The 25756-nt window shown below is 63.9% G+C and carries 18 protein-coding genes; 8 read left to right on the top strand and 10 right to left on the bottom strand.

Translation table 11 applies throughout. The annotated features are described in order from the left end of the window. Positions 1-60: 60 nt before the first annotated feature. From ACQY7R_RS25870 to ACQY7R_RS25855, 4 genes are all read left to right on the top strand, one after another. A complete protein-coding gene (locus tag ACQY7R_RS25870) occupies positions 61-2208 on the top strand; it encodes a serine/threonine-protein kinase (protein ID WP_428308432.1) in 2148 nt (715 codons plus the stop codon). After that, the gene (locus ACQY7R_RS25865; protein ID WP_428308431.1) at positions 2209-3498 is read left to right on the top strand and encodes a hypothetical protein; all 1290 of its coding nucleotides are present in this window, start codon (positions 2209-2211) and stop codon (positions 3496-3498) included. A gap of 94 nt (positions 3499-3592) precedes the next feature. After that, the gene (locus tag ACQY7R_RS25860; RefSeq protein WP_428308430.1) at positions 3593-4231 is read left to right on the top strand and encodes an RNA polymerase sigma factor; all 639 of its coding nucleotides are present in this window, start codon (positions 3593-3595) and stop codon (positions 4229-4231) included. A gap of 107 nt (positions 4232-4338) precedes the next feature. Then, positions 4339-4740: a hypothetical protein gene (locus ACQY7R_RS25855; RefSeq protein WP_428308429.1), complete on the top strand. Its 402-nt coding sequence runs from the start codon at positions 4339-4341 to the stop codon at positions 4738-4740. Positions 4741-4845: 105 nt separating this feature from the next. Here the strand turns inward: ACQY7R_RS25855 and ACQY7R_RS25850 are convergent, their stop codons facing one another. The 5 genes from ACQY7R_RS25850 to ACQY7R_RS25830 all read right to left on the bottom strand — a co-directional run bounded on the left by ACQY7R_RS25850 (position 4846) and on the right by ACQY7R_RS25830 (position 11172). Then, complete coding sequence (locus ACQY7R_RS25850; RefSeq protein WP_428308428.1) at positions 4846-6270, bottom strand: hypothetical protein; 1425 nt, start codon at positions 6268-6270, stop codon at positions 4846-4848. Positions 6271-6369: 99 nt separating this feature from the next. Continuing rightward, entirely contained in the window at positions 6370-8001 is a 1632-nt protein-coding gene (locus ACQY7R_RS25845; protein ID WP_428308427.1) for a hypothetical protein, read from the bottom strand. Positions 8002-8009: 8 nt separating this feature from the next. Then, complete coding sequence (locus ACQY7R_RS25840; RefSeq protein ID WP_428308426.1) at positions 8010-8822, bottom strand: glycosyltransferase family 2 protein; 813 nt, start codon at positions 8820-8822, stop codon at positions 8010-8012. A gap of 228 nt (positions 8823-9050) precedes the next feature. Further along, positions 9051-10094 (bottom strand): hypothetical protein, encoded by a 1044-nt coding sequence (locus ACQY7R_RS25835; protein WP_428308425.1) that lies wholly within the window; start codon positions 10092-10094, stop codon positions 9051-9053. A gap of 109 nt (positions 10095-10203) precedes the next feature. Beyond that, complete coding sequence (locus tag ACQY7R_RS25830) at positions 10204-11172, bottom strand: hypothetical protein (protein WP_428308424.1); 969 nt, start codon at positions 11170-11172, stop codon at positions 10204-10206. 713 nt (positions 11173-11885) lie between these two features. On the opposite strand from ACQY7R_RS25830, the gene ACQY7R_RS25825 reads away from it, so the two are divergent. After that, positions 11886-15296 carry a choice-of-anchor Q domain-containing protein gene (locus ACQY7R_RS25825; RefSeq protein ID WP_428308423.1) on the top strand — a complete coding sequence of 1137 codons (3411 nt, stop codon included), beginning with the start codon at positions 11886-11888 and terminating at the stop codon, positions 15294-15296. A 126-nt stretch (positions 15297-15422) separates the two neighbouring features. Here the strand turns inward: ACQY7R_RS25825 and ACQY7R_RS25820 are convergent, their stop codons facing one another. Beyond that, positions 15423-16415 (bottom strand): EF-hand domain-containing protein, encoded by a 993-nt coding sequence (locus tag ACQY7R_RS25820; protein ID WP_428308422.1) that lies wholly within the window; start codon positions 16413-16415, stop codon positions 15423-15425. A gap of 513 nt (positions 16416-16928) precedes the next feature. Between ACQY7R_RS25820 and ACQY7R_RS25815 the strand changes: the two genes are divergently transcribed. Beyond that, positions 16929-17795 (top strand): SDR family oxidoreductase, encoded by an 867-nt coding sequence (locus ACQY7R_RS25815; protein WP_428308421.1) that lies wholly within the window; start codon positions 16929-16931, stop codon positions 17793-17795. A gap of 106 nt (positions 17796-17901) precedes the next feature. Here the strand turns inward: ACQY7R_RS25815 and ACQY7R_RS25810 are convergent, their stop codons facing one another. Beyond that, on the bottom strand, positions 17902-19017 hold the full coding sequence (locus tag ACQY7R_RS25810; RefSeq protein WP_428308420.1) for a GNAT family N-acetyltransferase: 1116 nt from the start codon (positions 19015-19017) through the stop codon (positions 17902-17904). A gap of 572 nt (positions 19018-19589) precedes the next feature. On the opposite strand from ACQY7R_RS25810, the gene ACQY7R_RS25805 reads away from it, so the two are divergent. Then, complete coding sequence (locus ACQY7R_RS25805; protein WP_428308419.1) at positions 19590-20648, top strand: fatty acid desaturase family protein; 1059 nt, start codon at positions 19590-19592, stop codon at positions 20646-20648. A 287-nt stretch (positions 20649-20935) separates the two neighbouring features. Here the strand turns inward: ACQY7R_RS25805 and lptB are convergent, their stop codons facing one another. Beyond that, a complete protein-coding gene (gene lptB / locus ACQY7R_RS25800) occupies positions 20936-21793 on the bottom strand; it encodes an LPS export ABC transporter ATP-binding protein (RefSeq protein WP_428308418.1) in 858 nt (285 codons plus the stop codon). A 139-nt stretch (positions 21794-21932) separates the two neighbouring features. After that, positions 21933-24008: a signal peptidase I gene (lepB, locus tag ACQY7R_RS25795; protein WP_428308417.1), complete on the bottom strand. Its 2076-nt coding sequence runs from the start codon at positions 24006-24008 to the stop codon at positions 21933-21935. Positions 24009-24346: 338 nt separating this feature from the next. On the opposite strand from lepB, the gene ACQY7R_RS25790 reads away from it, so the two are divergent. Then, positions 24347-25177 carry an FkbM family methyltransferase gene (locus tag ACQY7R_RS25790; RefSeq protein ID WP_428308416.1) on the top strand — a complete coding sequence of 277 codons (831 nt, stop codon included), beginning with the start codon at positions 24347-24349 and terminating at the stop codon, positions 25175-25177. 120 nt (positions 25178-25297) lie between these two features. Here the strand turns inward: ACQY7R_RS25790 and ACQY7R_RS25785 are convergent, their stop codons facing one another. After that, the gene (locus ACQY7R_RS25785; RefSeq protein ID WP_428308415.1) at positions 25298-25690 is read right to left on the bottom strand and encodes a hypothetical protein; all 393 of its coding nucleotides are present in this window, start codon (positions 25688-25690) and stop codon (positions 25298-25300) included. Positions 25691-25756 lie beyond the last annotated feature (66 nt).

Genomic DNA, 25756 nt, shown 5'->3' with positions numbered 1-25756 from the left:
CCAAACTGAGCCAGTCTTGCTGAAAGCTGATCGCTGACCGCTGACTGCTCCTAAAACGCCATGACCGCACTCTTGGAAATGAATCCATCCCCCCTCCAATCCGACGACGCCGATGTGCAGGTGAAGCCGCCGATGCGGTTCACCTATCCCAGCGGCTCGCGGCCCTTGGACGGCTACACGATCAAGCGCGGCGTTGGCCGCGGCGGCTTCGGCGAGGTTTACTTCGCCGTGAGCGACGCCGGCAAAGAGGTCGCGCTGAAGCTCATTCGCCGCAACCTTGAAGTCGAACTTCGCGGCGTCACCCACTGCTTGAACCTCAAGCACCCCAATCTTGTCGCGCTTTACGACATTCGCTCCGACGAGCACGAAGATCGCTGGGTGGTGATGGAGTACGTCTCGGGCGAATCGCTCGAAGACGCCATCGACCGCTACCCGGGCGGTATGCCCGTCGCCGAGGCGATGCACTGGTTCGACGGCATCTGCGCGGCCGTCGCCTACCTCCACGATCACGGCATCGTCCACCGCGATTTGAAGCCGGCCAACATCTTCGTCGACGATGGCATCGTCAAGATCGGTGACTACGGCCTCTCGAAGTTCATCTCCTGCAGCCGCCGCAGCGGGCAGACCGAGAGCGTCGGCACGGTCCACTATATGGCGCCCGAAATCGCTAACGGCCGCTACGGCCGTGAAATCGACGCCTATGCTCTCGGCATCATCTTGTACGAGATGATTACGGGTCGCGTGCCGTTCGAAGGCGAAAGCGTCGGCGAAGTGCTGATGAAGCATCTCACCGCCGAGCCGAAGCTCGAACTGCTCAACGAGCCGTTCCGCACGGTCGTTCAAGGCGCCATGGCAAAGGATCCGGAACAGCGGATCAACAGCGCCGCCGAGATGATGCACTTGCTCCGCGGCGTCGATCGCGGTCCGCAACCAGTCGCGTCGTACGCCGCCGCTCCGGCGATGCATTTGCCCAATGGTCGCCACGAAGCAGCGCCGCGCGTCGCTCCGGTGGAAGCGGCTCGCGTGAATGCCGCCCAAGAGAGGCCCGCGCAAGATGAAGGCCTTATCGCCTTCTTCCACCGCTACCCCGAACCAATTTGGGACCGCATCGCCACGCTGTGGATCGCGACCCGCAAAGAGTTGAACTACGACAGCTGGCCGCTCATCGGACGGATGGCGTTCATCGTCGCCTGCTTCATGGGCTTCATTCAAGCCGGCCATGTACTGGGAGTGACCTTCCTCGGCTTGCTCGTGCCGTACGTTGGCTACCTCGTCGTTCGCGGCATCGTCCAAGCGACGACGACTGACCCAAATGTAAAATTGACTCCGGTTGCCGACGCGCCGTCGCGCAACGAGCAGCGGTTCAACGGCCCGCAGCCCGCTGCCGCAGCGAGCCCTATGCCGGTGGCCCAACTGCAACCGAACGGCACGCACTCGCCCTGGGGCCATGTTGCGAAAGAAGCAACGGCCACCAAGGCCCCGTGGCGCCGCGGAAGCAAGTCGGGCTGGCGGACCGCCGCTTACCAAGAACTCCAAGCCCGCAGCGTTCGTGATCGCTTCAGCTCGATCGTCGGCTCGATGCTCACCGCCGGCATCGTCGGCCCGGTCACGGCGCTCCTCGCCTGCCTGCTGATGGGCCCGACGCTCAACTTCGAACTATTCCTGTGGATGGCGATCGTCACGTCGCTCTCCGCCTGGGCGATGCTCGTTCCGAGCCAGATTCTCGAAGGTCGCATGGAGGACCACGCTCCGCTCCGGTTCGGCAATCTGCTGATCGGCGCCCTCGTTGGCGTCGCGGCATGGCTGGCCTCAGACGCAGCGTACGTCGGCCTACCTTCATCGACCGACTTCTCGATAGGGCCGAATGACACCATCTTTGCCAAGATGTTCGACTGGCGGATCGAAGGACTACACGCCGCGTATCAAACCGGCACGATCTTCGGCCCGCTGACGATGTACGTCGCGTTCTTCGCCTTCCTGTTCGTCGCGATTCGTTGGTGGCGGCTGGCCGAATGGACGCGCCCGAGCCGCGTGAGCCTGTGGTCGACGGCGTTCGCCGGCTTCATCGGTTGGGCGCTGACGTTCTGCTGGTGGTTCCCGCAGCCGACCGGCCTGTTGCTCGCCGCGGCGATCGCGTTCACGGTGCAGTTGTCGAGTCCTTGGCTCTCGCCAAGCCAGCGCCGGGAGCTGGCGCAGAAGGCGGTCTAAATGCACACGGTTAGCATCTCGTTCACTGCGATCCTCTTCGTGGCGCTGCTTTTCATGCTCGCCGCGTTCGCGCTGGCTCGCCTCCTACGCTCGTTGCTCGGCGCGAACGGCGCCATCTGGCTCACCCTCGCGGGGTTGGTGCTGTTCGGCATGCTGCTGTTGGCCATGTTCAGAGCTGGCATCAGTGTGCCGCAGCCGGTTGAGGTCGTCACGCAGTTGCCGCAAGTCAGCATGATGCAGACGACAGTGACCACAGAGGTCGAACCAGTAGAACCGCCGCAGGCGGCGAAACCGACCGACTCGATCGAAGAGATGTGGAAGCAACTCACCGCTCCGCGGATTAACCTCGAAGAAACCGCCGTCGACGAGTCGGTGGAAGTGGTGCACGAGGCGATCGGCCCCAGTTCGCCGCAAGAGCTGACGCAAGCGGCGAGGGTGATTCTCTCCGCCTCGGTGCCTGGCGCCGATCCATTCACGCAAGGCTGGCTCGTCAACGCGGCGAAGTCGATCCTCGACGGCCGCGCGGTTCCGCCTCCGCCTGCCGCTCCCGCAGCGCCGACGGAGTCCGTCAAAGTAACCCAGAAAATTCAAGAAGACCTATTTGCCGAGACGCCGCGGAATGCGCCGCAGCCCCCTGTTAAACATCCCAATCCATTTGCTGCAGAACCCTTCGTTGAACAAGCGAAGTCGCTCCCCAAACCGGACTGGGTTATCAATCCGCCGAAGCAAGTTGGGAACGTCCGCAAAATCGTCGTGGTTTCAGACCCTTACTCAAGCGACGCGGAATGCCGACGCGACCTCGATGGCCGGATGAGCCAAGTTGTTCTCGACCGCATTGATAGCTTGGCCAGCAAGCCAATCGAGCGAATCAAGATGCCAATGCTCGAGGATACGCGTTGGGCGGAGAGGCATCCGGAGGATCGTTTACGATCTGAGGTGATGACGCTATTCGCGATCGGAGTACCTTCCGACTACATCCGCCGGGAACTATGTGCCGACGAGTACATGGAAACGGTCGACGCCTCCGTCGGACCCATGAGACGAGCTTACGCCTTGCTGGAATTCAACGAGACTCAGGACGCCATTTTGGTCAATCACGCCGTCCGCTACGCTCGGCGAAACGGCGTGCTAACGACCTCGCTGCTGGGCGGCGGCCTGCTGGCGAGCGTCGCCACCCTGTTCGGCCTGCTGAAAGTCGACACCTGGACTCGCGGCTACTATACGAAGCGATTGTTTCTCGGCGTCCCGGCAGCCATAATCACGGTCCTGGCGTTGCTGTTCGTGTCGTAGGCCGGCTCCTGCATCCCAAGAGCCGATCGCGACCATCGCAACCTTTATCGAGATCAATGAAAGCGCAGAGTCAGGCCGAAACGCCTGACCTACGATGCCCACCTCCGCCCACCCCGACGCGCTCCTGGTCGAGGCCATCCGCCGCGGCAAGCCCGAAGCTTGGAGCGACCTCATTGCTCAGTACGAAGGGCGTCTGCTGTCGTTCGTCGACAGTCGCCTGCGTCGCCGCGCCGCGAGCGAAGACGTCGTGCAGGAGACCTTCATCGGCTTCCTCACGAGCCTGCCGAACTACGACCCGCGCCGCCCGCTCGAAAGCTGGCTCTTCACGATCGCCAGCCACAAGCTAACCGACCACCTCCGCCGCGAAGGTCGCCGTCCCGCGATCCCGCTCTCGTCCGCCGACGGCAGCGGCGGCAACTGGGAACCACGCGGCAACGCCCGCCCCGCGAGCAGCATCGCCCGCAGCGGCGAGCGCCGCCAACTGGAAGACGACGCCCTTGCCGAAGCGATCGAACGGCAGCTTGAAAGCTGGCGCGTCGCCGGCGATTGGGACAAAGTGAAGTGCATGGAGCTGCTGTTCGTCGTCGGTGAATCGAACAAGACGACCGCCGAGCTGACGGGCCTCACCGAGCAACAGGTGGCGAACTTCAAGTTCGACTTTCTCGAAAGGCTGCGGAAGTTCGTCAAACAACAGCGACTGAACGAAGACGTGTTTCCGGAACTGCATGAGTAGGGTGGGTGCTCGCACCCACCTTTTTCCGTTGTCCCGACCGTCGGTTATCAACGCCCGAACAACCTGACGCCGCGAAGGTGGGTGAGTACACCCACCCTACAAAATCGATGCCTTACACCGACTCTGATCTCGACGCCTTTCTCGACGAAGCCCTTCCGCCCGAGCGGATGGCTGAGCTGGAGATCGCGCTCCGCGACGACGAAGCTCTCAAAGACCGGCTGACGGTCGTCCTCGGCCGGCGCGATGCGGGGGTCCACTCGCTCGGCGCCATCTGGCGGCGCCGACGCATGAGCTGCCCCTCGCGCGAACAACTCGGCAGCCACCTGCTGGGCGTGCTCGACCTCGGGCACGACGATTACGTCCGCTTCCACCTCGAAGTCGTCGCCTGCCGTACCTGCCAAGCGAGCCTAGAAGACCTCCGCGATCAGCACTCTTCGGCCGAGGAAGAAGTCGTCGTCAAACGGCGGACGCGGTACTTTCAGTCGAGCGCTGGGTACCTCTCGAAGTAGAGTGCGGTGCTTGCACCCACCGTACACGCTACCTGACCGCGCCCCCAATAATGACCTTATGGTCCCCTCCTCTTGAGGGGGAGGGAGCCGGAAGGGCGTTGGTTGTTACAGTCGCATGAACTCTAGCGGCGATTGCCAGAACAGCCGCGGGGCGAAGACTGCCGCGAGCGTGCCAACCAACTCGGGCGATGAAAGCCGCAGCTCGCCGCGCTCCACGGCTTCGCTGAGGGCGAGGTTGCCGACCAGCAGCGATTCGAACGTCGCGCGGCTGCACTCGACCCAATCGACGGGCCGCGTTGCCATTGGTTCGAGCCTCGCGCTGCGGCGCGTGAGCGTGAACAGGTGCGCCGCGTCGGGCGTGATGAAACCGATCTCCGTCGGGCGGGGGACGTTCGCCTCTTGGGCCCGTTCGCGCCACAGCGAGTAGCAGCGCTCGATCCACCGCTCGGGCGAGAGCAGCCGCATCATCAGCCGCGGACCGCTTTCGCGACGGTCGCTGATCCACGCGCCGCCGGCGGTGACCATCAGCTCGTGGAGCGGATCGCTGGCCGGCGTGTAGAGGGAGATCGAATGGTGATCGCGGTCGATCGCATCGCGGCACGCACGGGCCAGTAGCTGCACGCGGGCCGAGGGGTGGTTGCTCAAGCTCATCATCTCGACGATGGCCGAGCCGCGGACGACGGCGTATCCGGCGGCTTCGCCCGTAATGCCGATGCCGCTGTCGCCATTGAGCGGCGCACCGGGGAGCGGATCGACCGCGAACAACACCTGGTCTTGCGCCTTACGGCCGATCAGCCACTGCCATACTTCTTCCGAGCGGAACAGCGGCCCCCACAGTCCCGAAGCGGTCGCCTCGTAAACCGAGCGGACGGCGTCGAGTTCGAAGTGCCGCCAGGTGCGGACATGCAGCGGCGACTTACGGCGTTTGCGGGCGCCCTCGTGGGCGTCGAGGTGCGCGAGCACCGCGCGGGCGTTGGCGCGGGTGTGCCCTTGGCCGCGGAGGCTGCTCCAGCCTTGGCGTTCGAACCAGTCGGGTCGATCGGCCAACACAAGTCCCACGACGGCGCCTTCCGCGGCGGCGATTTGCTCGGCCGCGGCGAGGAGGTCGCGATCGTAGACCGAGCTGCGGTACTCCGGTAGCACAGCGAAGTCTTCAAGCTTGACCACTGGGATGCGCTGCCCATCGAACCACGCGATGTGGCTCGCGAGATGGACGTGCGCGAGGAGCGCTTTGTCGCGGTTCACCAGCAGGCGGTTGCTAGGGCGGTAGCCGGGTTCGTCGAGCCGACTTTGAAAGTCGTCGGCGATCGCGGCTTGGCGCGCGTGCGTGAGGAGTTGAACGATGAGAGGATGATCGCCGGCGTTGGCGGTGACGATGCGGCCGCCGTACGGCAGTTCACGGACGGCGGTGCGATCACTGCGCAGCAGCGACCGGCCGTTGCCGTGATGCGACGATGGTCCGCTGGCGGGCGACGACTCGGCGTCGCCGCGATCTGCCTCTCCATGATTGCGGCTGGCTGGCGCAGACATGCGTGCAATAGCCCTGCTTCGAGTTCCGTTCGAACGCCGCGCAGCGAGAAGAGAAGGGCGCGGCGAAGTTTCTCTGTTCCACTACAGAGCGTATAGCACTCAGCTAGGGAAATCCAGCAAAAACTGTTCCAGGGATTTTCGCGGAAATAGGCAAGAAGCGTACTCGCGGGAGTTCAGCACTCGATTAGTACGGCTTTGCCCGCTGGCGGCGGCGATCCGCTGCTCCAACCGCTCGCGAATGCCGGCAACCTCGGGCTGTAACAAAGCGTTAGCCGAGGCGATGGCGTGGTGCCGCTCGGCGGCGTTGGCGGCGGTCTTCGCCGTGGCGATCCACTGCCGCTTGCTGGCGACGGCACTGCTCGCGTCGCCGTTCACGGCGGCGAAGTCGACATCCTGCTCCGGATGGTACTGCAGGTCGCGGATCCGTTGGCGGAGCGCGGCGACCGGCTCGGCGGCGTCGGCAGAGCGGGCGATCGGCAGGTGAAGCGTCCCCGAAATCGCTGCGAACGCCGGGGGCGCCGTCGCGAAGAACCGCTCGCAGATCGCGTCGGTCGCTTCGTCGTACTTGGCGCCGCCGATGCCGTGGATGAACAGGTCGGCCACGGCGAGCCGAGCGAACATCGTGGTGATCAGCGCCCGCGAGCGAAGCTTGATTCCCTGGGCTTCCCAATCGGCCAGCTCCGCCGTGGCGCGATCGCCGCGGTCGTCGCACACGCACGGGAGCCGCCGTTCGAAGGTCTGCCGATCGGTGACGACGAAGCCGCCGCCGTCTCGCTTCACGAAGACTGGCCGGCGGGTGGGGATCTCGTTCGACCAGACCCAATAAGGCGCCTGCTGCCACTGGCCGTCGACGGCGAGATTCGGCACTGGGTGGGCGTGGTTCCGCAGACGGTGGACCTCGCGATACTCGTCGAGCGCCGCGTTGTACGAATCGACGAAGCGGGGCAACTCGTTGAACAGGTGGAGCGTGAACCGACGGAAGGCGTCGGTTTGGCACATGCCGCTCTGCGGTAGTTCGAGGTTGTGGCTGCCCCACTCAATCTCGGCGAGATGGCGGGCTTGCGCGAGGCCCAGGCCGATGCGGCCGGTGGCGGCGGCCCGTTCCATCGCGAGCGGCCACCAGTCGTCGAGCATCCGCTCGCTCAGCAGCCCATTGGTCGCGGCGGCGACGCGGGCGGGGAACGATTGCCAACGCTCCGCATCGACGATCGTCCGCTGCTCCCACGGCATCTCGGCAGCGGGGCCGTCGAAGTCGACCGATTCCCAGCGCGGCTCGGCCAGCGTGCCGGCAGGAACGCGAATCGCCGTGCTGCGGCAGGCGTCGCCGTCGATCACCAAGTTGAGCGAGACGGCGCCCTTCGACGCACAGAGCGCGGCGGCGGCGAAGTTCTTTACCCAGACGCCCGGGTGGACGAGTTCGGGTTGGTGGCCGGTGACGATCAGCGGGGCAACATACGACCCGCCGCACGGCTTCGCCTCAGCCCGCACACCCAAGCGAGCCGCTCCCTTAATGGGAGCGGCGTATGTGGAGACATACTCCTCCGCACGAGCCAACACTTCGGCCCGCGCTTCAGCCGCAAATTCCGCGAGCGGCCGGCCCAGAATCGTCAGCGACGACTCGCGGCGCCACGCCACGTTGCCGGCCACGATACGGCACAGGTCGCCCCACGGGGGAGCGATCAGCTTTTGCCCGCTTTCGGCCGGCGCGCGATAGCGAGCGTAGTTTGTCACGGCAGCTCTCAGGAACAACCTTGGGAACAGCCTTCAAACTGCTCGTTACAGCGGGGTAGGGCGAGGGGGCTCGACGGTTGCTGCTCGGCACACGCCTTCACAGCACGATCGATCACCGAGTGGTAGTACTCGAGCCGCTTGGCCGAATCGTCGAGCGCACCGCCGAAGCTGCGCTTCTCGTCGAGGTAGACAAGCGGCACGGCGAACTCAGTGATCTTCAGCCCTTGGAACGCAGCCTGCACCCACAGCTCGAGCGGCATCGCGTAGCCCGTCTCGGTGATCTGCATCCGCTTGAGGGCTTCGACCTTGTAGGCTTTGAACCCGCAAAAGGCGTCGGTCAGCTGCAGGCCGAGGCGGCAGTTGAGTTCGTCGGTCACCTGCATGTTGATGCGGCGGCGATCGATCGGCGGGGCGCCGACTGAGCCGTCGAGGCTCAGGTAGCGGCTGCCGGAAACCATGTCGACGTCCGCGCACGCGGCGGCGAGGCTGCCGATGAGCTGCGGTTCGTGCTGGCCGTCGCAATCGATCGTGACGATCACGTCGTAGCCGTGAGCGATCGCGTAGTCGAACGCCGTGTGGAGGGCGGCGCCGTAGCCGCGGTTCTGCGGATGGGAGACGACGATCACGTCTTTGCGGGTCGCCAGCAGTTCGCGAGTGCCGTCGGTCGAGCCGTCGTCGACGACGAGGACGTCTTGGGCGTTCCGCGCCACCTGGTCGAGGACCTCGGTGACGTGGTTGACTTCGTTGTAGACCGGCAGGGCGGTAAGGAAGCGAAGGCCGGCGGGAGAGTCTTGGCGGGTTTCCATGAAGTGGGTAACCACGGTGGGGAGTGTGGTGAGCGATCCGCCGTGCGGAGGATCGCCGGCAAAACAACTTCCGCTGGTACGCTCCGTGTGAAGATTTGGTTCACACGGTGCTATCATCGGCACTCCCTGCCTGAAGCTACCGGGCCATTTTAGACGCCGGCGCAACCGGGTCAACTCGCCCTAAAGGACGGTTGCGACTGGGGTTGGGTTCGCTTGCGGGCCCCCAGTTTAAAGAACCGGGGGCTAAGGGTGCTCTCGCTGCTCGCCGCCGAGCGGCCAGCCCGCCTCGCGAAGTTGGCGTTTCACTCGCAGCGACTTCCAAAACGGAACCGACGACGAGAAACGGCGGTCGCCGGCGCGAATCGACAGCGCTCCCCACCACGGCAGGCGTACGGAAGTCACCGCCGAACGCGGTAGGACGCGGACCGTTCCCTCGTTGTCCCACAGCGGCCAGTCGTGATGATCGAGGATCGCATCGTCGAGCTCGGTGATCGGCATTTCCGCAATTTGCTTGCCGCCAACCTTCTCGATCGCCTGCGCGATCCCCTCAGCCACCGCCTTGTAGCGATAGTTCGCGTTCTTTAGCTGTAAGAAGAAAATCGCCCGGCGCGAAATAATCACCGAGCCGTAGTACGAGCTCATCCGGCCGATCGTGAAAGACTTGGAAATCTCGACGTACTTCGGCGGACGCGTCGCTTCTGCGGCGAGATCGCGTTTTAGGCCGCACCGATCGACGATCTGTTGGCAGAGGCCGATGAACGCCTCTGTGGTGGCGAGCTTCAACGCTTCGATGCTGACGGGCTCCGCGGCGGTGCGTAGCTCGAACTTGCCAGCGCGCGGGCCGACGAGCTTCGAGACCTCCGCGAATTCAATCGTTCGCGTCTGCGACGTCAACGACGTTTTGGGGATCGTGATCGCCGCGTCATCCAAGACGATGAACGTCGGCGAGGCGAAACGTTTCACCAGCAGGGTGAAGTAGTAGAGCGAGACGACGGCCAATCCGGGTAGCGTCAGCCAGAAGACGTACGCTCGCCAATCGCGCTGCCAGAACTGCCCCGGGGCCGGTTCGAGCCGGATCATCACATAGCTGCCAATGGCGCCGACGAGCGCCGCGATCGCGTAGGCCAATAGCCGAGTCGCGCTGAGGCCGTATTGGTAGGAAAACGATTTTGGGATCGTCACCTGCAGCTCCAAGCGACGCGCGTGGGCGTCGGCTATGAACGGAAAATAGGCGTTGGCCTGTTCTTCAAAGCGTGATGTGTCGTTATATAGCGCGGCGGGCGTCATGTCGTCGCGTAGCGCCGGGTGCGCTGAAGGGGTCGGGGGCCTTTTGCCACTGGCGGTCGTCAATTCAGTGGCACGCACCCAGTGGCAAAAGGCCCCCGACCCCGTTGAGCTACGCAGCGCGGCGGTTTTGACGTCGCTTTTCGGTTCGCGTCGCTTGTGTCGCTTTCTTCGTTTTACGCGACATTAAGCGGTCGTACTTGTCGCGGTCTTTTTGGCGTTGTTCGTTTTGCATCAGGCGCAGGCCCCAGTCGAGCAAGTCTTGGTGGCGTTGAGCGCGCTCCGCCTCCGTAGGGTGGGTGCTCGCACCCACCTTTGCCGTTTCGGGTTCGTTTGGTGCGGCATTGCAGGAGGTCGTTGATTGCGCTGGAGGTTGTTCGGTCAGCGGTGGGGCGACTTGCTCCTCGCTGGGCGTGGTGGGTGCGAGCACCCACCCTACGGTTGACGCTGAGTCATTGGGTTCTTGACGCGGAGCGTGGGAACGAGGTTGCGGCTGCGGTGCGGCGAAGGACCATTCGTCGGGGGTGCCGAGGCCGTAGTTGTGGATCACCGGCGCTGACTTCACGCGTTCGCGAATGACTAACGGCGTGTCGGCCATTTCCGGATCGCGCGGGCGGTCCCAGGGGCCGAGGCTGGGGAAGCAGCAGTCGAGCACGTGTTCGTAGGTTTTGTCGAGATGCTTGAAGAGTTCTGTTCGCGCTTCCTCCGGCGTGTTGGCGAGCGCGGTTTCCATCATCAGTCGCAGCGCCTTCGTGACTTTCAAGCCGGAGGCGAGATCGCCGCGCTTGCGGGCGTAGGTTTCGGGTTTGGTGCGTTCAAGCAGCCAGGCCGCGGCGCGCCAGTGCGTTCTGGCAGCCGATTCCATCAGCTTTAGCGGGTCGGGCTTGGCGAGCTTCGCCATGCGCACTTCCTGATCAAAATCTTCTTCTTCGCGGCGGTAGCGCTGCACCGTGCGGAGCGTGACGCCGACGCCTTGGGCGGCTTCGGCGAGTGAATAGCTCTTGCGGACTAGCTCGCAGAATTTCACTTTCATTTCTTCGGTGAAGACGCGTTCGCGTTGGCGGATGTATTGACGTTGCATGTGATGGTCCCCTCTGTGTGAACGTGTAAATAGCCCCGGGCTTTGCCCGGGGGTGACTTGGCCGTGTTGGTTCGCGTCGTCCGGCGGTGCGCGACCCCCGGGCGGAGCCCGGGGCTAGAATGTGCACCTCGCGGACGCGAGTTCACGTTAGCAAAACTGGTGGCCTAGTTTCGACAACTAAATTTGGCCACCGCGTATTTTATTGCGGCGCGAGAAGGGGTCGGGCGCAGCGCACCGCCCCCGGTTTGAAGAACCGGGGGCTAAGAAAATGGACGTGTGGCAGATATTTTGGGATTGACGCTGACGGCGGCGAGTTGAAATTCGCTTGCTTCGCAATTTGGGCGGCGTTATACTCCTCCTCGGTCCTGCAACATCTTTGGGGCACGCGGGGCCACGGAACAGAACATGGCGGCTCTCCTTGGCGAGCGTTCGCGCTGCGCGCCGATTTCTTCGGCGTGTTCGGCTCTTGGCGTCCAAGCAACACTGCTTGTTGCGCTCGCGCTGAATCTACGCTGCTTCCGAGCCTTGGCAGCGGCTGCATCTCCCTTGGCTGCAGCCGCTGAACCGCGTTCTTGCGGCGATTCCTTCTCGCTTAGCGAGCTCTCCGCGCTGCAGCGGCGCCCCGACCAGTCTTTCTCCGAGTCGGATCCGACTCGATCGTTATTTCTTCGCTTCATCTTTTTTCATCTCTCTATTTTGCGAGGTCACACCCCATGGCCGGACGCTACTTCCGCCGCGCACGGCGCGCCGCCCCCGACTTACATGACCGCAACTACAAGGGGCGCCGTCGTGCGCTCCGTTGCGAGCCGTTAGAAGATCGCCGCCTGCTGGCGGTGCTGACCGTCGACACCGAGCTCGACGTCGTCGATTCCAACGACGGGCTGATGTCGTTGCGCGAGGCAGTGCTCGCGGCAAACGCCGCTGAGGGCCTCGATGAGATCCGCTTCGATTTTGGGCACGACAATCCGGCGACGATGCTGCTAACGGGCGGCGAGATCGCGATCACCGAGGGACTCGCGATCGTCGGTCTGGGGAGCGAGGTCTTCACGATCGACGCCCAGCAGAACTCGCGGATTTTTAACGTGAGCGGCGAGGCTGTTGACGTTGAACTGAGCGGCATGACGCTGCTCAATGGACGAACGACGGGCGATAATCTCAGCTTCAACGAGATTTTGCAGCAGACGTACAGCGGCGGCGCGATTCGGTCGGCCTCGCCGGCGACGTTGCGCATCGACGGCCTTGCCATCCGGGGCAGCAGCGTCACCGGCGACAACACGTCGGGAGGCGCCATCTTTGCTTCGGGGAGTTTGATCGTTGCCAACAGCGCCATTCGCGGCAACTCAGCCAGCGGCCGGAACGGCGTCGGCGGCGGTATCGCTGCGACGCTCTACGCCGCCATCACGGCGACGACCGTGGCCGGAAATACCGCCAGCCGGGGCGGGGGCGTAAGCGTCACGTCGACCGGTACGCTGTACGTCGATCGGAGCACGTTCAACGGCAACGTCGCCAACGACTCGTTCGCAGCGCTCGGGGGAGCGATTTACTCCGCCGGGTCGACGAACGTCATTAGTTCGACGATCAGCGGCAACTCCGCCAAGTCAACCGGGTTCGACTCGTTGGCGCAAGGGGCGGGGATTTGGGTTAGCGGCGACGCGACCATCAGACACAGCACCATCATCGCGAACACGGCATCGAGCTTGGGCGCTGGAGCCGTGGGGAGCGGGGGCGGCGTTTACGCCACTGCTTCAGCGTCCGCGGCTTTGTCAATCGATCACACGATCGTGGCGGGGAACTTTGCGACGGAAGTCGCGGCGGAAATGCTCGTCGACAGCCGGACGCTTCGAGTTCACTACAGTCTGATCGCCGACAATGACGGGACGGTGCTCTCCGAGGCGCCGATTGGATGGGCGGACCACTTTGGCAATCTGATCGGCGGCCCGACTTACGGGTTCATCGATCCGCTGCTCGGCCCCTTGGCGAACAACGGCGGGCCGACTCGGACGCATGCCTTGCTGCCGGGAAGTCCGGCGATCTTTGCGGGCGATCCCTGGCGGGCGCCGGGAGACGATTGGTCTGACGGCGAGGCGTCGTCGACGACGCCAGAGTTCGATCAGCGCGGCGCGGGGTACTCGCGCCGAACGGGAACGCGGATCGACATCGGAGCGGTGGAGTACTCAGGGCGAACGCTGATCGTCGATTCGCTGGCGGACGACGTGGACGGCGACTACGGGCTGGGGAAGTTCACGCTACGCGAAGCGCTCGCCGTGGCGAATGAGAACCTGGCTTACGACGTGATTGAGTTCTCGCCGTCGATCCTTAACTCATCGCCGGCAACGATCTATTTGAAGAATGGCGCGTTGGCGATTACGCAGGAAGCGGCGATCTACGGACCGGGAGCGGACAGGCTCGTGATCAGCGGAAGCGGCAATCTTGCTAACTCGCGCGTGATGACCGCGAGCGCGAACATGGAGTTGCGCGGATTGACGATTACTGCCGCCAAAGCCGGGGGAATCAATTCCACAAAAGACCTAACGCTGATCAACGTTGCCGTGACAGATTGCACTGCCAGCACGGGCGCGGGCATCAACGGAATGCATCTCACGATGATCGCGAGCAGGGTTGAAGGCAACAAAGTCGTTCAAGGAACCGGCGGAATCGTGTTGACGGGTAATCTCTACATGGATCGCTCGGCCGTGTTGGGAAACCTGTACGAGTCTGATTCCACCTACTCCGCGGGGGGAATTAGCGTGCGGCCAGGACTCTCCGCGCAAGAAGTCGTCATCGCCAACTCGGTAATTTCGGGCAACTCTGGATCGTTTTCCGGCTCCACGGGCGGAATGACCATCAATACGACGACGTTCGTAATGTACAACACCCTCGTGGCCGAAAATACTGGCCGATCTATTGGCGGCTTACGCGTCAACAGCTCGGAAACGATCATTCTTAACTCATCAGTCGTACGAAACGTCGGCGTAGGCCTCGGTCTCTCAACGCCAGTAACGTCAAGACTCGGTAACACTCTCATTGAAGATTCGACGATTAGCGGCAATCGGGCTCAGTTGGGCGGAGGCGGAGGGGGCGTTTCGTCGAACACCGGCCTCACCGTCCGACGGTCGACAATTACGGACAATTCACTCCCGGGTCCATACGGACAGCCGGGAGGTGGCAGCGGGATCTCGATCTCCGCAGGGCGGCTCGTGCTCGAGAGTTCGATTGTCGCTGGCAACCATGGGCCCGATCTGCCTGATGTGGAAATCTCTGGAAGAGGAAGTATCGCCGCGACTTACAGCCTGATTGGCGACAACCGCGGCTCGACCTTGGCGGAGGTAGGGCCGGATTCTTCGATCAGCACCAATCGCATCGGCGGGCCGATCGGCGGGGTGCTTTCAGCGGGCTTGGGGCCGCTGATGGATAACGGCGGGCCGGTTATGCCGGAGGGCTACGAGATGCCGACGCACCTGCCGCTGCCGGGGAGCTTGGCGATTGGTCACGGCAAGCCGGCCGACGCGACGACGCCGGAGTTCGATCAGCGCGGCGAGCCGTACAGTCGCGTCGTGGGGGGAATCGACATCGGGGCCGTCGAGGCGCCGGTGTACAGCGGCTCGGCGACGGGTGATTTCAATCAGGATGGCAAGGTCGATGGCGTCGACTTCTTGGCATGGCAGCGCGGGTTTGGCAATACCGACGCAACGGTGAGCGATGGGGATGGGCTGCCGAACGGGCAGGTCGACGGCAACGATCTGGCCATCTGGAAGCAGCAGTACGGAACGGTGAGTTCGAATATGGCCGCGGTTGCAGAAGCGGTGAATGCCGTCGCGGCGCGGGTAGTGGCGAGCGAGCAAGTCGCGGCAATCGTGGCGGAAGAAGTGCGACACTGGAGCGTGCCGTTGACGCCGGCGGTGGAGGAGTTTGCGCGTCGTGCGGACGCCGAGGAGTTGCTCGCGGCGAAATGGGCGGCGTTTGCGTTGCAGAGTGATGTTCGGGGAGCGGCGTTTGATTCGTCTGGGCGAGGAGTGGAACGTTCCGCTGCGGGAGAAGGGTTAGTCGCTGTCGCGGAGGTGGATGTTGCGTTTGAGGAAGCGGAAGGGATGGAGCGGTTGGCGTGGGGGCTGACTGGTCGCTGAAGCGACTCAGTCCGATGCGAAAAGTGAAGCGCGCATGAAAAAGCGAGGCGTTCTCAAGTGAGAACGCCTCGCTTCGTTGAAATCCTGACTCAACCTCGCTTACTGCTCGTCGAGTTGCTGGCTCGCTTACTGCTCGTCGCTATCGCGGTTGCGGCGCGAGCTGCGGCCGTTCGCGCCTTCGGCGGCGCCGTCCTGATCGCCGCCGCGGCCGAAGCGTCCGCCGGGGCCGCCTTGGCCTTGGGCGCCGCCGAGGGCGCCGCGGGCACGGCCGCCCATGCTGCGGGAGAACTTGGTCATTTCGGCGGCGTCGACTTCGCCATCGCCGTTTTCATCGGCTTGACGGAGCATGCCGCGGGCTTGCTCGGGAGCTTCGTCGGGGGTGATCTTGCCGTCGCCGTTCTTGTCGAGGGACATCATGCGTTGGCTCATGTCTTCGCCGCCGCGACCGCCGGGGCCGCCCGGTCCGCCGCCGCCAGGACCGCCGAAGCCGCCTTGCTGCATCCGTTGTTGGAACTGCTCCATGGCGGTGGTGAGCTCTTCCTTCGTGATTGCGCCGTCGCCGTCTTGGTCGGCGCTACGCATCATCATCCGCTGACGGGGATCGGTGACTTCGTCGGCGGTGAGCTTGCCGTCGCCGTTCGCATCGGCTTGCATGGCCATATCGACCATTTGCTTGGGGTCGCCCATCCCGCCAGGGCCGCCGAAGCCTGGGCCGCCGGGACCGCCCGGTCCGCCGCCGCCGGCTTCTTCTTGGGTGATGTTGCCGTCGCCGTCGCCGTCGAGCTTCGCGATGCCTGCGGCGGCCTTGCGAAGTTCGGCCTTGCTAATCGAGCCGTCGCCGTCGGTGTCGATGGCGGAGAAGAGAGGATTCGGACGACGGAACCCGCCGCGGCCGAAGCGGCCTCCCTCGCCTTCCGGGCCGCCTTCGCCGCCACGGCCGAAGCCGCCGCGCTCTCCACGTTCGCCGCCGCGTTCACCGCGAGCGCCACGCTCGCCGCGGGGGGCTTCCTCGGCGCCAAACTCTGCATCGGCGTCGGCATTGCGGCCGCGCGGGGCTTGGGCGAAGGCAGACGATGCCGTCAGCAAACAGAGGGCGATCGCCCAAGAACTTCTGGCCATGACTCGTTCTCCTGATTGAGCCGCCGGCGAGCGAAGGGAGTTCCCTCGAGAAATCGCGGGCGGTCGACTAGTTCTGGTGATTGGGGATCGGGCCGGCTGCGGGGGGAAAAGGCCCTAAGTTCCGTTGCCGGGAGTATACCTTAGTCGCCCCGTGGATGCCTGCCGAAGCGGGCTGCAGCGGGGCGTTGGGGATTCAAACCCCAGATGACTGCAGCGGTTTCGAGGGAAGTGGTTTTGAGGGTGCGGGAGGACGATTGAGCAAGTTGCGCGCCTGCGGGGCGCTTCTGGGAAGACTGGACAGGATCACAGGATTGAGTGGATCGACAGGATGGAAGGCAGGCAGTGGGCGAGTGAGCAGGGGAGCGGATGACCGATGCTCCTCGATCCTTCTCAATCCTGTCATCCTGTCCGAATCCAATCGACTGCGGCGTGCCGCGGGGGGCTCATTTTGGTACCATCGAACCTCTTTCAGCGTTGGCTGGCGGGCAGACAGGGAGTCTCGGCGGGGAGTTCATGGATCAGACGCAACCGGCAGTATTGGTTACCGGGGCCTCCTCGGGCATCGGGCTCGCCACGGCTCGGCATTTGGCGGCGAACGGCTACCACGTCTTCGCGGGAACGCGGACGGAAGAAGGCCGGAGCAAGATCGAGCAGCTTGCGCTGAACTCGGTCACGCCGGTCTGGCTCGATGTGACCGACCCAGAACAGGCGGAGCAGGCGATTGCCGAGATCACCGCCCAGGCTCACGGGGGGCTGTTCGCGCTGGTGAATAACGCCGGCATCGGGCCGCCGTCGGTGGTGGAGCTGTTGGACCTCGACGAGCTGCGGGCGACCCTCGAAGTAAACACGCTGGCGCCGCTGCGAATGATGCAGCTTTGCCTGCCGCTACTGCGGAAAGGGCAGGGGAGGATCGTCAACATTTCCAGCATGAACGGCTCGGTGGCGCTGCCGATGGTGGGCGGGTACTCGGCGAGCAAGTTCGCGCTTGAGGCGCTCTCGAACACGCTGCGGGTCGAGCTGCGGCCCTGGAAGATTCCGGTGACGGTCATCCGGCCGGGGCAGGTGGGGACGGCAATCTTCGACAAGGCGCGGGAAGCGCTGCAGGAGCGCTTGGAAGAGCTGCCGCCGGAACTGCGAAATGGCTACGGGCCGCTGTTCGCGCGGTGCGCGAAGCTGAACGAGCGCGGGGCCCGCGGGGCAACGCCGCCGGAGAAGGTGGCGGCGGTGGTGCTCAAGGCGCTACGGGCGCGGCGGCCGCGGATTCACTATCTCGTCGGCGCCGATGCGGTGTGGCTCGACATCGGGCTCGACGTGCTGCCAACGCGGTTGTTAGACAGGTTGATTGCGCGGGTGTCGGGGATGATGAAGGGGCGGCCGTAGGGCGCACTTCTAGCCCCGGGCTCCGCCCGGGGGTTGCGTGACGGTTGGGGCAATGCTCCGCGAGATGGATGCCGACCCCCGGGCGGAGCCCGGGGCTAGGGGAAGCTCAATCTTCTTCGTCGACGGCGTACGTCGGGGCGCCGAGTTCGCCGCGGTAGACTTCGAAGTTCTTCGAGAAGACCTTCTTCGCGAAGAACGCATCACCCGGCATGCGGTTCCAGAGGCTCGAGACGATCGGCTGCATTTTGCCGCCGGCGCGCTTCTTGGTTTCGTTCGTGAACGGGCCGAGCGTGAGCGCGTCGCAGCCGAGTTCGATCGCGTGTTCGATCGCGCGAGAAATGAGGTTGTGGTAGGCGAGGATCTCGTGCGAGATCTTGTAGTCGAGCCCGCCGTGGCACTGCATCAACCGCTTGCCGTCTTGCAGGCAGCTCATGAAGCCGACGACCTGATCGCCGAGGTGCGCGGTGAGCACGATTTGCCACTGCGCGGCGATGGCGTCGGGGTTCGTGAGGACGTCGTTGTAGGGAACGCTGAACTTCGTGTTGACCTCGCTCGAACCGAGGAGCGCCATCACCTGGCGATGGAGCGTCGGGTTCTCGCGGATGACGCCTTGCCACATTTCGATGCGGGCGCCCGCCTTCGTGAAGGTGTCGCGTTCGCGGCGGAAGTTGCGGCGGCGGTTGCGGGAGAGCGTCGCCAAGAAGTCATCGAGCTTCGTGCAGTTCTCGGTGACGATGCGCACCATCGGCAGCGTGAGGAACTGGTGGTACTTCTCGGTGGCGGCCCACTCGGCTTCGGCGGGAGGCTCGGAAATCCAGACCGTGTCGACCTTCTTCTGCGATTTCAGGAAGGCCGAGATGGCGCGCTTCACCGCGGGGCGATCGACGCCGGGGGCGCTGAGGAAGGGCGAGCCAGCGTCGTAGGCCATGAACGCGGTGTCGACGAGCAGCGTCGTCTTGCGGGCGAGCGGACCGATGATCGGGCCAAGCCATTTGCGTACGGGGGCCCGCAGCATGTCGGTCGCCTTCCGTTTGCGAAGACGGACGACGGGGGCAATTGCGGCTAACCGCTCGCCGTCGTACGCCTTGGCCCAGAAGAGCTCAGTGTCGGGCGTGGAGAAGGGAAAGTAGCGTGCGCAGCTGACGATATTTTCGCCGGCCCCGACGGCCTCGCGCTCGGCCTGGCTCAGATTGACGTCAGAAGTGACGCGAAACGATGACATGGCGGGAGTTCGGCTGGCGTTGATAGGGATGCTTTTTGACCGCGATTCTTCGCGAATGGGACGAGTAGCGGAACGCTCCGTGAGCTGCGTCGTCATCTATTTCACTCTCGGCATTTGTTGGCGTCGATTCGCGAGATTCGCGGTTCATGGGCTCGTCGTCGTCCGTCAACGAACGCTATACCCAGACGCCCTAAACCAATCTTTCGGGCCAACGGGCGCCCCAGGCACAGATTATGCCCGGGAATGACGAAGATAGCTGTGGCGAGCATTGGAGAGGCGCTCGCCGCACGTGCGGAAGCGTGGTGGTCGCGAGACCGCCGCGTTGGCCGATAACACGCCAATTTGACCCCGCTGGGTAAAATAGATAACGTAAATAGAGCCGGGGCGGTTGAGTTGAGACTGCGTATCAGCGAAACTTTACCGGTCCGCTCTTTGGCGAACAACCTGTTAGCCTGCGACGACATTTGAGGTCGTCTGCTCCCGCCTTCACGGAAGTCCAAACTGCACGGCGGTGCGCTTTCTTTGCGCTAGGCTACGGCAACGCCAGCCCCAGCAAGTTTTGGAGTGCAGCTTTGGCTTCGGTTACTCAATTCACGCCTGAAGAAGAGCGCTCGCTCGGCGAAAAGAACACGCTGCCGCGCATGCTCTCGATTCCGTTCGCTGGCCTCGGCATGGGCCTGAACGGATTCCTGCTTGGCGGCTTCGTCGCGTGGAATCAATCGACCCCGTGGATGGTCGCGGCGCTCACGGCGTTCACTGCGTCGATGATGTTCTGCTGGACTAGCGCGCTGCACGAAGCGGCCCATCAGACGCTGTTCAAATCGCGCGGGCTGTCGATTTGGTGCGGGCGGTTCCTGGGGACGATGATGTTCACCCCTTACACCGCCTACCGCGAAGTTCATATTCGCCATCACGCGTACCTGAACACTCCCCGCGACTGGGAGCTGTGGCCTTATAGCGATCCGAACGCTTCGCTCGGTTTCCGCCGCGCGTTCGTCTGGTTCGATCTGCTGTGCGGCGTCGCTTCGGGGCCGATCATCTACGGCCGCATCTTCTTTCACCGCAACTCGCCGATCAAGTCGGCGGCGACGCGTCGCGAGATCCGCAACGAGTACATTGCGATCGCCGCGGTGTGGGGCGCCATTTGGACGTACGTCGCGCTGACGCATCAGTGGACGGCCCACATCCTCGTGGTGCTAGCGCCGATGTATGTGGCGGCGTTCATGCAAACGTTCCGTAAGTTCACCGAACACCTCGGCATGTCGAGCTTCGACCCGCTGCAAGGGACCCGTACGGTGTTGCCGCGCAAGTGGCTGCTGCGGTTGAGCTCGTTCCTGAACTTCGACATCTTCATTCACGGCCCGCACCACCGTCACCCGCGGCTGACGCACACGACGCTGGAAGCGAAGCTGAACGAGTACCAACGCGAAAACCCCGAGGTGAACTACCCGGCGTACGAGCGGTACTGGAAGGCGATGTTCGCGATGTTCCCGTCGATGATCTTCAACCCCGGCTGCGGGGTGAACGCGGGGAACACTGACCACTTGCAGGCGACCACCGAGGCGGAAGATTTCGCCAGCGACGTGGTGCCAAGCGGCGGCAAGAAGGCCGTGATGCGGTCGGCTTCGTAAGTGGCTTGAGAGTGCGTGCCGCTGGCATTCAGGCCTGAAAGGCCGCGCTACGAAAGCCCAGGGCGAAGCACTGGGTAGACTCCACCGTTAGCAAAGAAGCCCTGTAGGGGCGCGCCAATCTCAGCGCGCCCCTACAGGGCTTTTGATTTCAATCGCCAGCCCTGGGCTATCACAGCGCGGCCCGTTGGGCCTTAAACAATACCTTTACCTGTCAGGATGCAGTTGGCGCCCGATGACTCGACTGAGCTTCTGGATTCTTCGCTCCGCTCAGAACGACGAGGATTCGGCTAAGCGGCTTCATCCGGCGGGTGGTGGCGGCCGGTGAGGCGTTCCCTGAGGGCCGCCAAGCGGCCGTGGGGCGTCGTCGCGGCGGGGAGTGCGGCGGCAGGAGCGGCGGCTGCGGCGGGCCGGCCTTTCACGGAGAGATCCATCCCTTCGCCGAAGTAGTACTTCCGCGCTTCGGGGTTCCGCAGCACTTCCTCGGGACGGCCGTGGCATAACACCTGGCCCGCGCGAATAACGTAGCTGCGGTCGGTGATCTCGAGCGTCTCGCGGACTTGATGGTCGGTGATCAGGATCGAGATGCCGCGAGCGCGGAGGTCGCGGACGATCTCCTGAATGCTCGCGATCGTCACCGGATCGATGCCGGTGAACGGCTCGTCGAGCAGGATGATCTGCGGGTTCGAGACGAGGCAGCGGGCGATCTCGACGCGGCGGCGTTCGCCGCCGGAGAGGGACTGGGCTTTCGCTTTGCGGAGCTTCGTGACGCCGAACTGTTCGAGCAGTTCGTCGCAGCGGAAGCGACGTTCCTTGCGGCTCATGCCGAGCATTTCCATCACGCCGAGCAGGTTGTTCTGCACGGAGAGCTTGCGGAAGACGCTCGACTCTTGGGCGAGATAGCCCATGCCCCCTTCGCGGGAGCGCTTGTACATCGGCCAGTTGGTAACGTCCTTGTCTTGCAGGGTGACCTTGCCCGCGTCGGGGTCGATCATGCCGCACGACATGCGGAAGGTGGTCGTCTTGCCGGCGCCGTTGGGGCCGAGCAGCCCGACGATCTCGCCGGGAGCGACTTCGTAATCGACGCCGTCGACGACACGGCGGCGGCCGTAGTTTTTCACGAGGCCGCGAACTTTTAGCAGGGTCATGGGATTCGTCCTCCGTGACGAATTGGGCGTGTCGTGAGTCGCGTTGGTTCTAGCCCCGGGCTCCGCCCGGGGGTCGTGTTGCCAGCTGCACAGCGTCGCGTGATGGAGACTTACCCCCCGGCGGAGCCGGGGGCTAGGGCTACCTCACCTTGCGCATGTCGCCGAAGGCAGGCCAGCCGGGGATTTGCTTGAGGATCGGGAATGTTTCCGAGAATGGGTACGTGCCCCACGAGTGAGGCCAGAACACGCTGACCGCTTTGCCGATCAGCAGGTTTCGATCGAGGTAGGCGCCGCCGGGGTACTCGCCATGCTCGCCGGGTTGCTCCCAGAGGCGGCAATCCTTACTGGCGGGACTGTTGTCGCCGAGGACGAATAGCTGGCCTTCATCGACTTTGAAGTCGCGTTTGCGGCGGCTGGCAAAGGCGTCCCAGCGGTCGGGAGTCGTGAACAGCACTTCCGGAGCAATAGTCGACTCGAAGTCGGCCATCGGGCCCGTGTCTTTGCCATACTCGATGGCGATGTAGTAGATGTCGCGGAGCAGCGCCAGACGCGTGACCGTCAGCTTAGCGTCGAGGGCGCCAACGCCGGCGGGAGAGAGATCGCCCTGGTCTTCGTCGGCGTTCGGGCTGGCCCACGGGATCATCCCCTTGCGGCCTGCTGGAAGCAGCTTGTCGGGGTCGTAGGTCGCGTCGCCCAGGTCGACGAGGTCGCCGTCGATCCAAAGCAGCAGTTGATCGTCGACGTTGGCGAAGCGGAGTTCGTAGGTCCCGGCGGCGCTGACGCTCGTTTGGCCAGTCGCCTTGAAGTCGAGCGGCTCGCCCGTGCGGCCGTCGATGGCGGTGAGCTCCACCTTGCCGTCGGCGAGGTTGAACGTCGCGCGAAAGTGGTTGCCGGCTTCGACGAGGTCGAGCATCAGTTGGCCACGGGCTTCCTCGACTTCAACCGTCGCTTCGACCGCGAGATCGCCGACCCATTCGGTTCCCTGGTGCATCGAGTTAGCCCCAAGTTTCCAACCTCGCGACTCGGCCTCGTAGCGTTGCAGCGAGGCGTTGTAGGGATTGAAATCGGTGATGAGCTTCGGGTGAGCGCTGCTGCGCATCTCTTCCTTCGAAGCTTCGACCGTCAGGCCGGCTTCCTTTGCAATTGCTTCGATACCTTCCCGAGCAATGCGGCGAGCTGGCTCCCACTGGTCATGGTCGGCAGTTTGATGGCGATAGCGAAGCCATGCCGCGGGATCGTCCTTCGATTGATCAATCGAGAAACGCTGGACGACGTTCTTGCCCTCGACCTTTGCGTCGAGCTTCCACCCGTCGGGAGTGGTTGCAGCCCACCGCAGCGGCCAGCCGGCGTTGTAAAGGGTGGCCGACTCGTAGTCGGAATCGTGCACTGGTTCGAGCATCGCCACGATCTTCTCGGGCGAGCGCCGTGCGATTTGGTACTCCGATTCGTCGGCGTCGATCGACTTGACGAAGATATCGCCCTGGTAAATGCGGATCTCTTCGCCGGGGAGGCCGACTAGCCGCTTGATGTAGTTCATGTTGCCGTCGCCGGGGAACTTGAAGACGACGACGTCCCAGCGTTCGGGCTCGCTGAAGTCGACGCCGTACTTGTTCACCAGGATGCGATCGCCGGGATAGCTCGGCTGGACTTCGATCTCCTCGCCGCGGAACTCGTTGGCGACGCTGGCAGGCAGATCGGGCCGCATCGGCATCAGGTTGCGGCACATGGGACACATGCCGCCGACGATTTGGATGTTCGCGATCGTCTGCTGCACGCGGGCGAGTTGGTCCGACAGATAGTCGACCTGCTGTCTGATGTCGCGCGCCTTGCCCTGATTGCCAGCGCCCTGAGCGGCGGCGAGTGCGCTTTGCCCCGCGCTGATCTGCGCCTTCAATTGGCGTTCGGTTGCTTTGTACTTGTCGGTTTCGTCGCCTTCGGCGCTAGCGGTCGTGCGGAAGCGATGTCCGCACTCGTCGCAGAGGACGTCTTTGTGCTGCCCCTGCAGCGACGGCGACATCGAGCCGGTGGGGATGACGAACGCCTCGGCCTCGAACGTGCGGAAGAGGAACGCGAGCACGAACGCGACGACGATCGATTCGAGCGTCTCGCGGAACATGACGAAGTCGTGGCCCGACTTGGCCTCAACTTGAACTTTGGCCGGCACGATCGCATCGGGCGTCTCGCGGCGGTCGACGGGGGTCTTGGCTTTGGTCATCTACGGAGAAGTTTCGGTATGAAATGCAGGCCCGCGAATCACGCTAAGGGCGCGAATTGGGGGACGGTGTCTGGAGGGTGGTTCGCCGAGGGCGTCGCAATATAGCCGGTGGGGGCGATTCGGGGAAACTTGAAACGGGGGGGGCTCTCCGGCCCTGCTAGCAGATGGTGGGAATTATACCGGGCGGGGCTGGCGGGGGGCGGGAGGGGCTGAATCGCTCGGTAACACGCTCCGGCGGGTCGTTGACCCGCTGCTGCGGGATTCGTGCTGCGGGAAATTGGGGGAATCGCTACCCTAGGCGCCGGTTCTCGAAATCCCGGCTCGCTGCAGGCCCTGCCATGTCTCTTCGCCGCCTTTTTCGCCGTCGCCCCCATGTGCCATTCGCCGAATGGGGCGCCGAGGTGCGGCGGTACGAGTTGCCGGCCGACGGCGTGGTCGAGTTCGCCCAATGGCTCCATCCATGCGTTAGCGAGCAACCGATTGAGCAAGCGGAAATCGACGGACTGCGGCAGTTCATTCGGCCAGGCGATTTTGTGATCGACGTCGGCGCCCACACGGGCGATTCGACAATTCCGCTGGCGCTGGCCTGCGGTTCAACGGGCCGGGTGCTGGCGCTCGAACCGAACCCGCACGTCTACGCGATCCTCGAACAGAACGCCGGCCTGAACTTTGGCCGGACGCGAATCGACTGCCGCTGCTGTGCGGCGACGCCGGAAGACGGCACGTTCACGTTTCACTATGGCGACGCTTCGTTTTGCAACGGCGGGGCCGATGGTTCGCGGAATTGGAATCCGTGGCGGAAGAAGTTTCCGCTGCAGATCGAAGGCCGCAACCTGCTGAACATCCTGCGGACCGAGTATGCCGAGTGCTTGCCGTGGTTGAGCTATGTGAAGGTCGACGCGGAAGGGTTCGATCGGCAGATTCTCGAATCGATTCTGCCGGTGCTGCGCGAGCGGCGGCCGGTGGTGCGGACGGAAGTCTTCAAGCGGCTGAGCAACGGCGAGCGGCAGGCGTTGTTCGATCTGCTGAGTTCAGCCGGGTACGAACTGCATCGCTACGAGGCGGGGGCTGATCCGGTGGGGCCGATGCTCGCGCGGAATAAGATGAGCGTGGAGCGGCACTTCGATGTGATCGCGCTGCCGAAGAAGCGGGCCGCGGCGGCTGCTTGAGTCGGTAAGCCACGCCGTATTCCTAGCCCCGGGCTCCGCCCGGGGGTCGCGTAACGTTACACGCGACAGTGCCGATCGGAATGGTGACCGACCCCCGGGCGGAGCCCGGGGCTAGTGTGGTTAAGAATTCCCCTGCTCCGGCAGTTCCGTCGTCGCTTTGCGGAATTCGGCGGCGAGCATTTCGATTTGCTCTTCATGCTGCATTTGCCGAGCGGCCCGCATGTCGGTGAGGCCGATCGCGAAGATCACGCAGACGGCCAGCAGCAGCGCGAGCAGATACATCGTCATCGCGAGCGGATTCGGCGGTAGTTGGTTGACCATCGTAATCGCGGCGCCGACGACGCCGATCAGGGCGCTCGCCACCATGCGGCGCTGGAGCTGCCGGCGAATGAACTCGCGACGGCGGCTGTTCGCGGCGGCGTGAGCCCAATCTCGCCACTGGTTCCAGTGGAGCGCGAAGAAGATCGCCGACAGGCCGACCAGCACGTAGCCGAAGAGTTCAGGGATGGTCATGGCCTGATCCGCTGCCGGGGGAGGAACCACCAAGGCTCGAAGGCAATAAGGACGCACGAAGAAGAT

It is taken from the genome of Lacipirellula sp. (assembly GCF_965279485.1).
Classification (GTDB): Bacteria; Planctomycetota; Planctomycetia; order Pirellulales; family Lacipirellulaceae; genus Lacipirellula.
The sequence above is the reverse complement of the archived record's forward strand: the minus strand, read 5'-3'. Positions and strand labels throughout refer to the sequence as shown.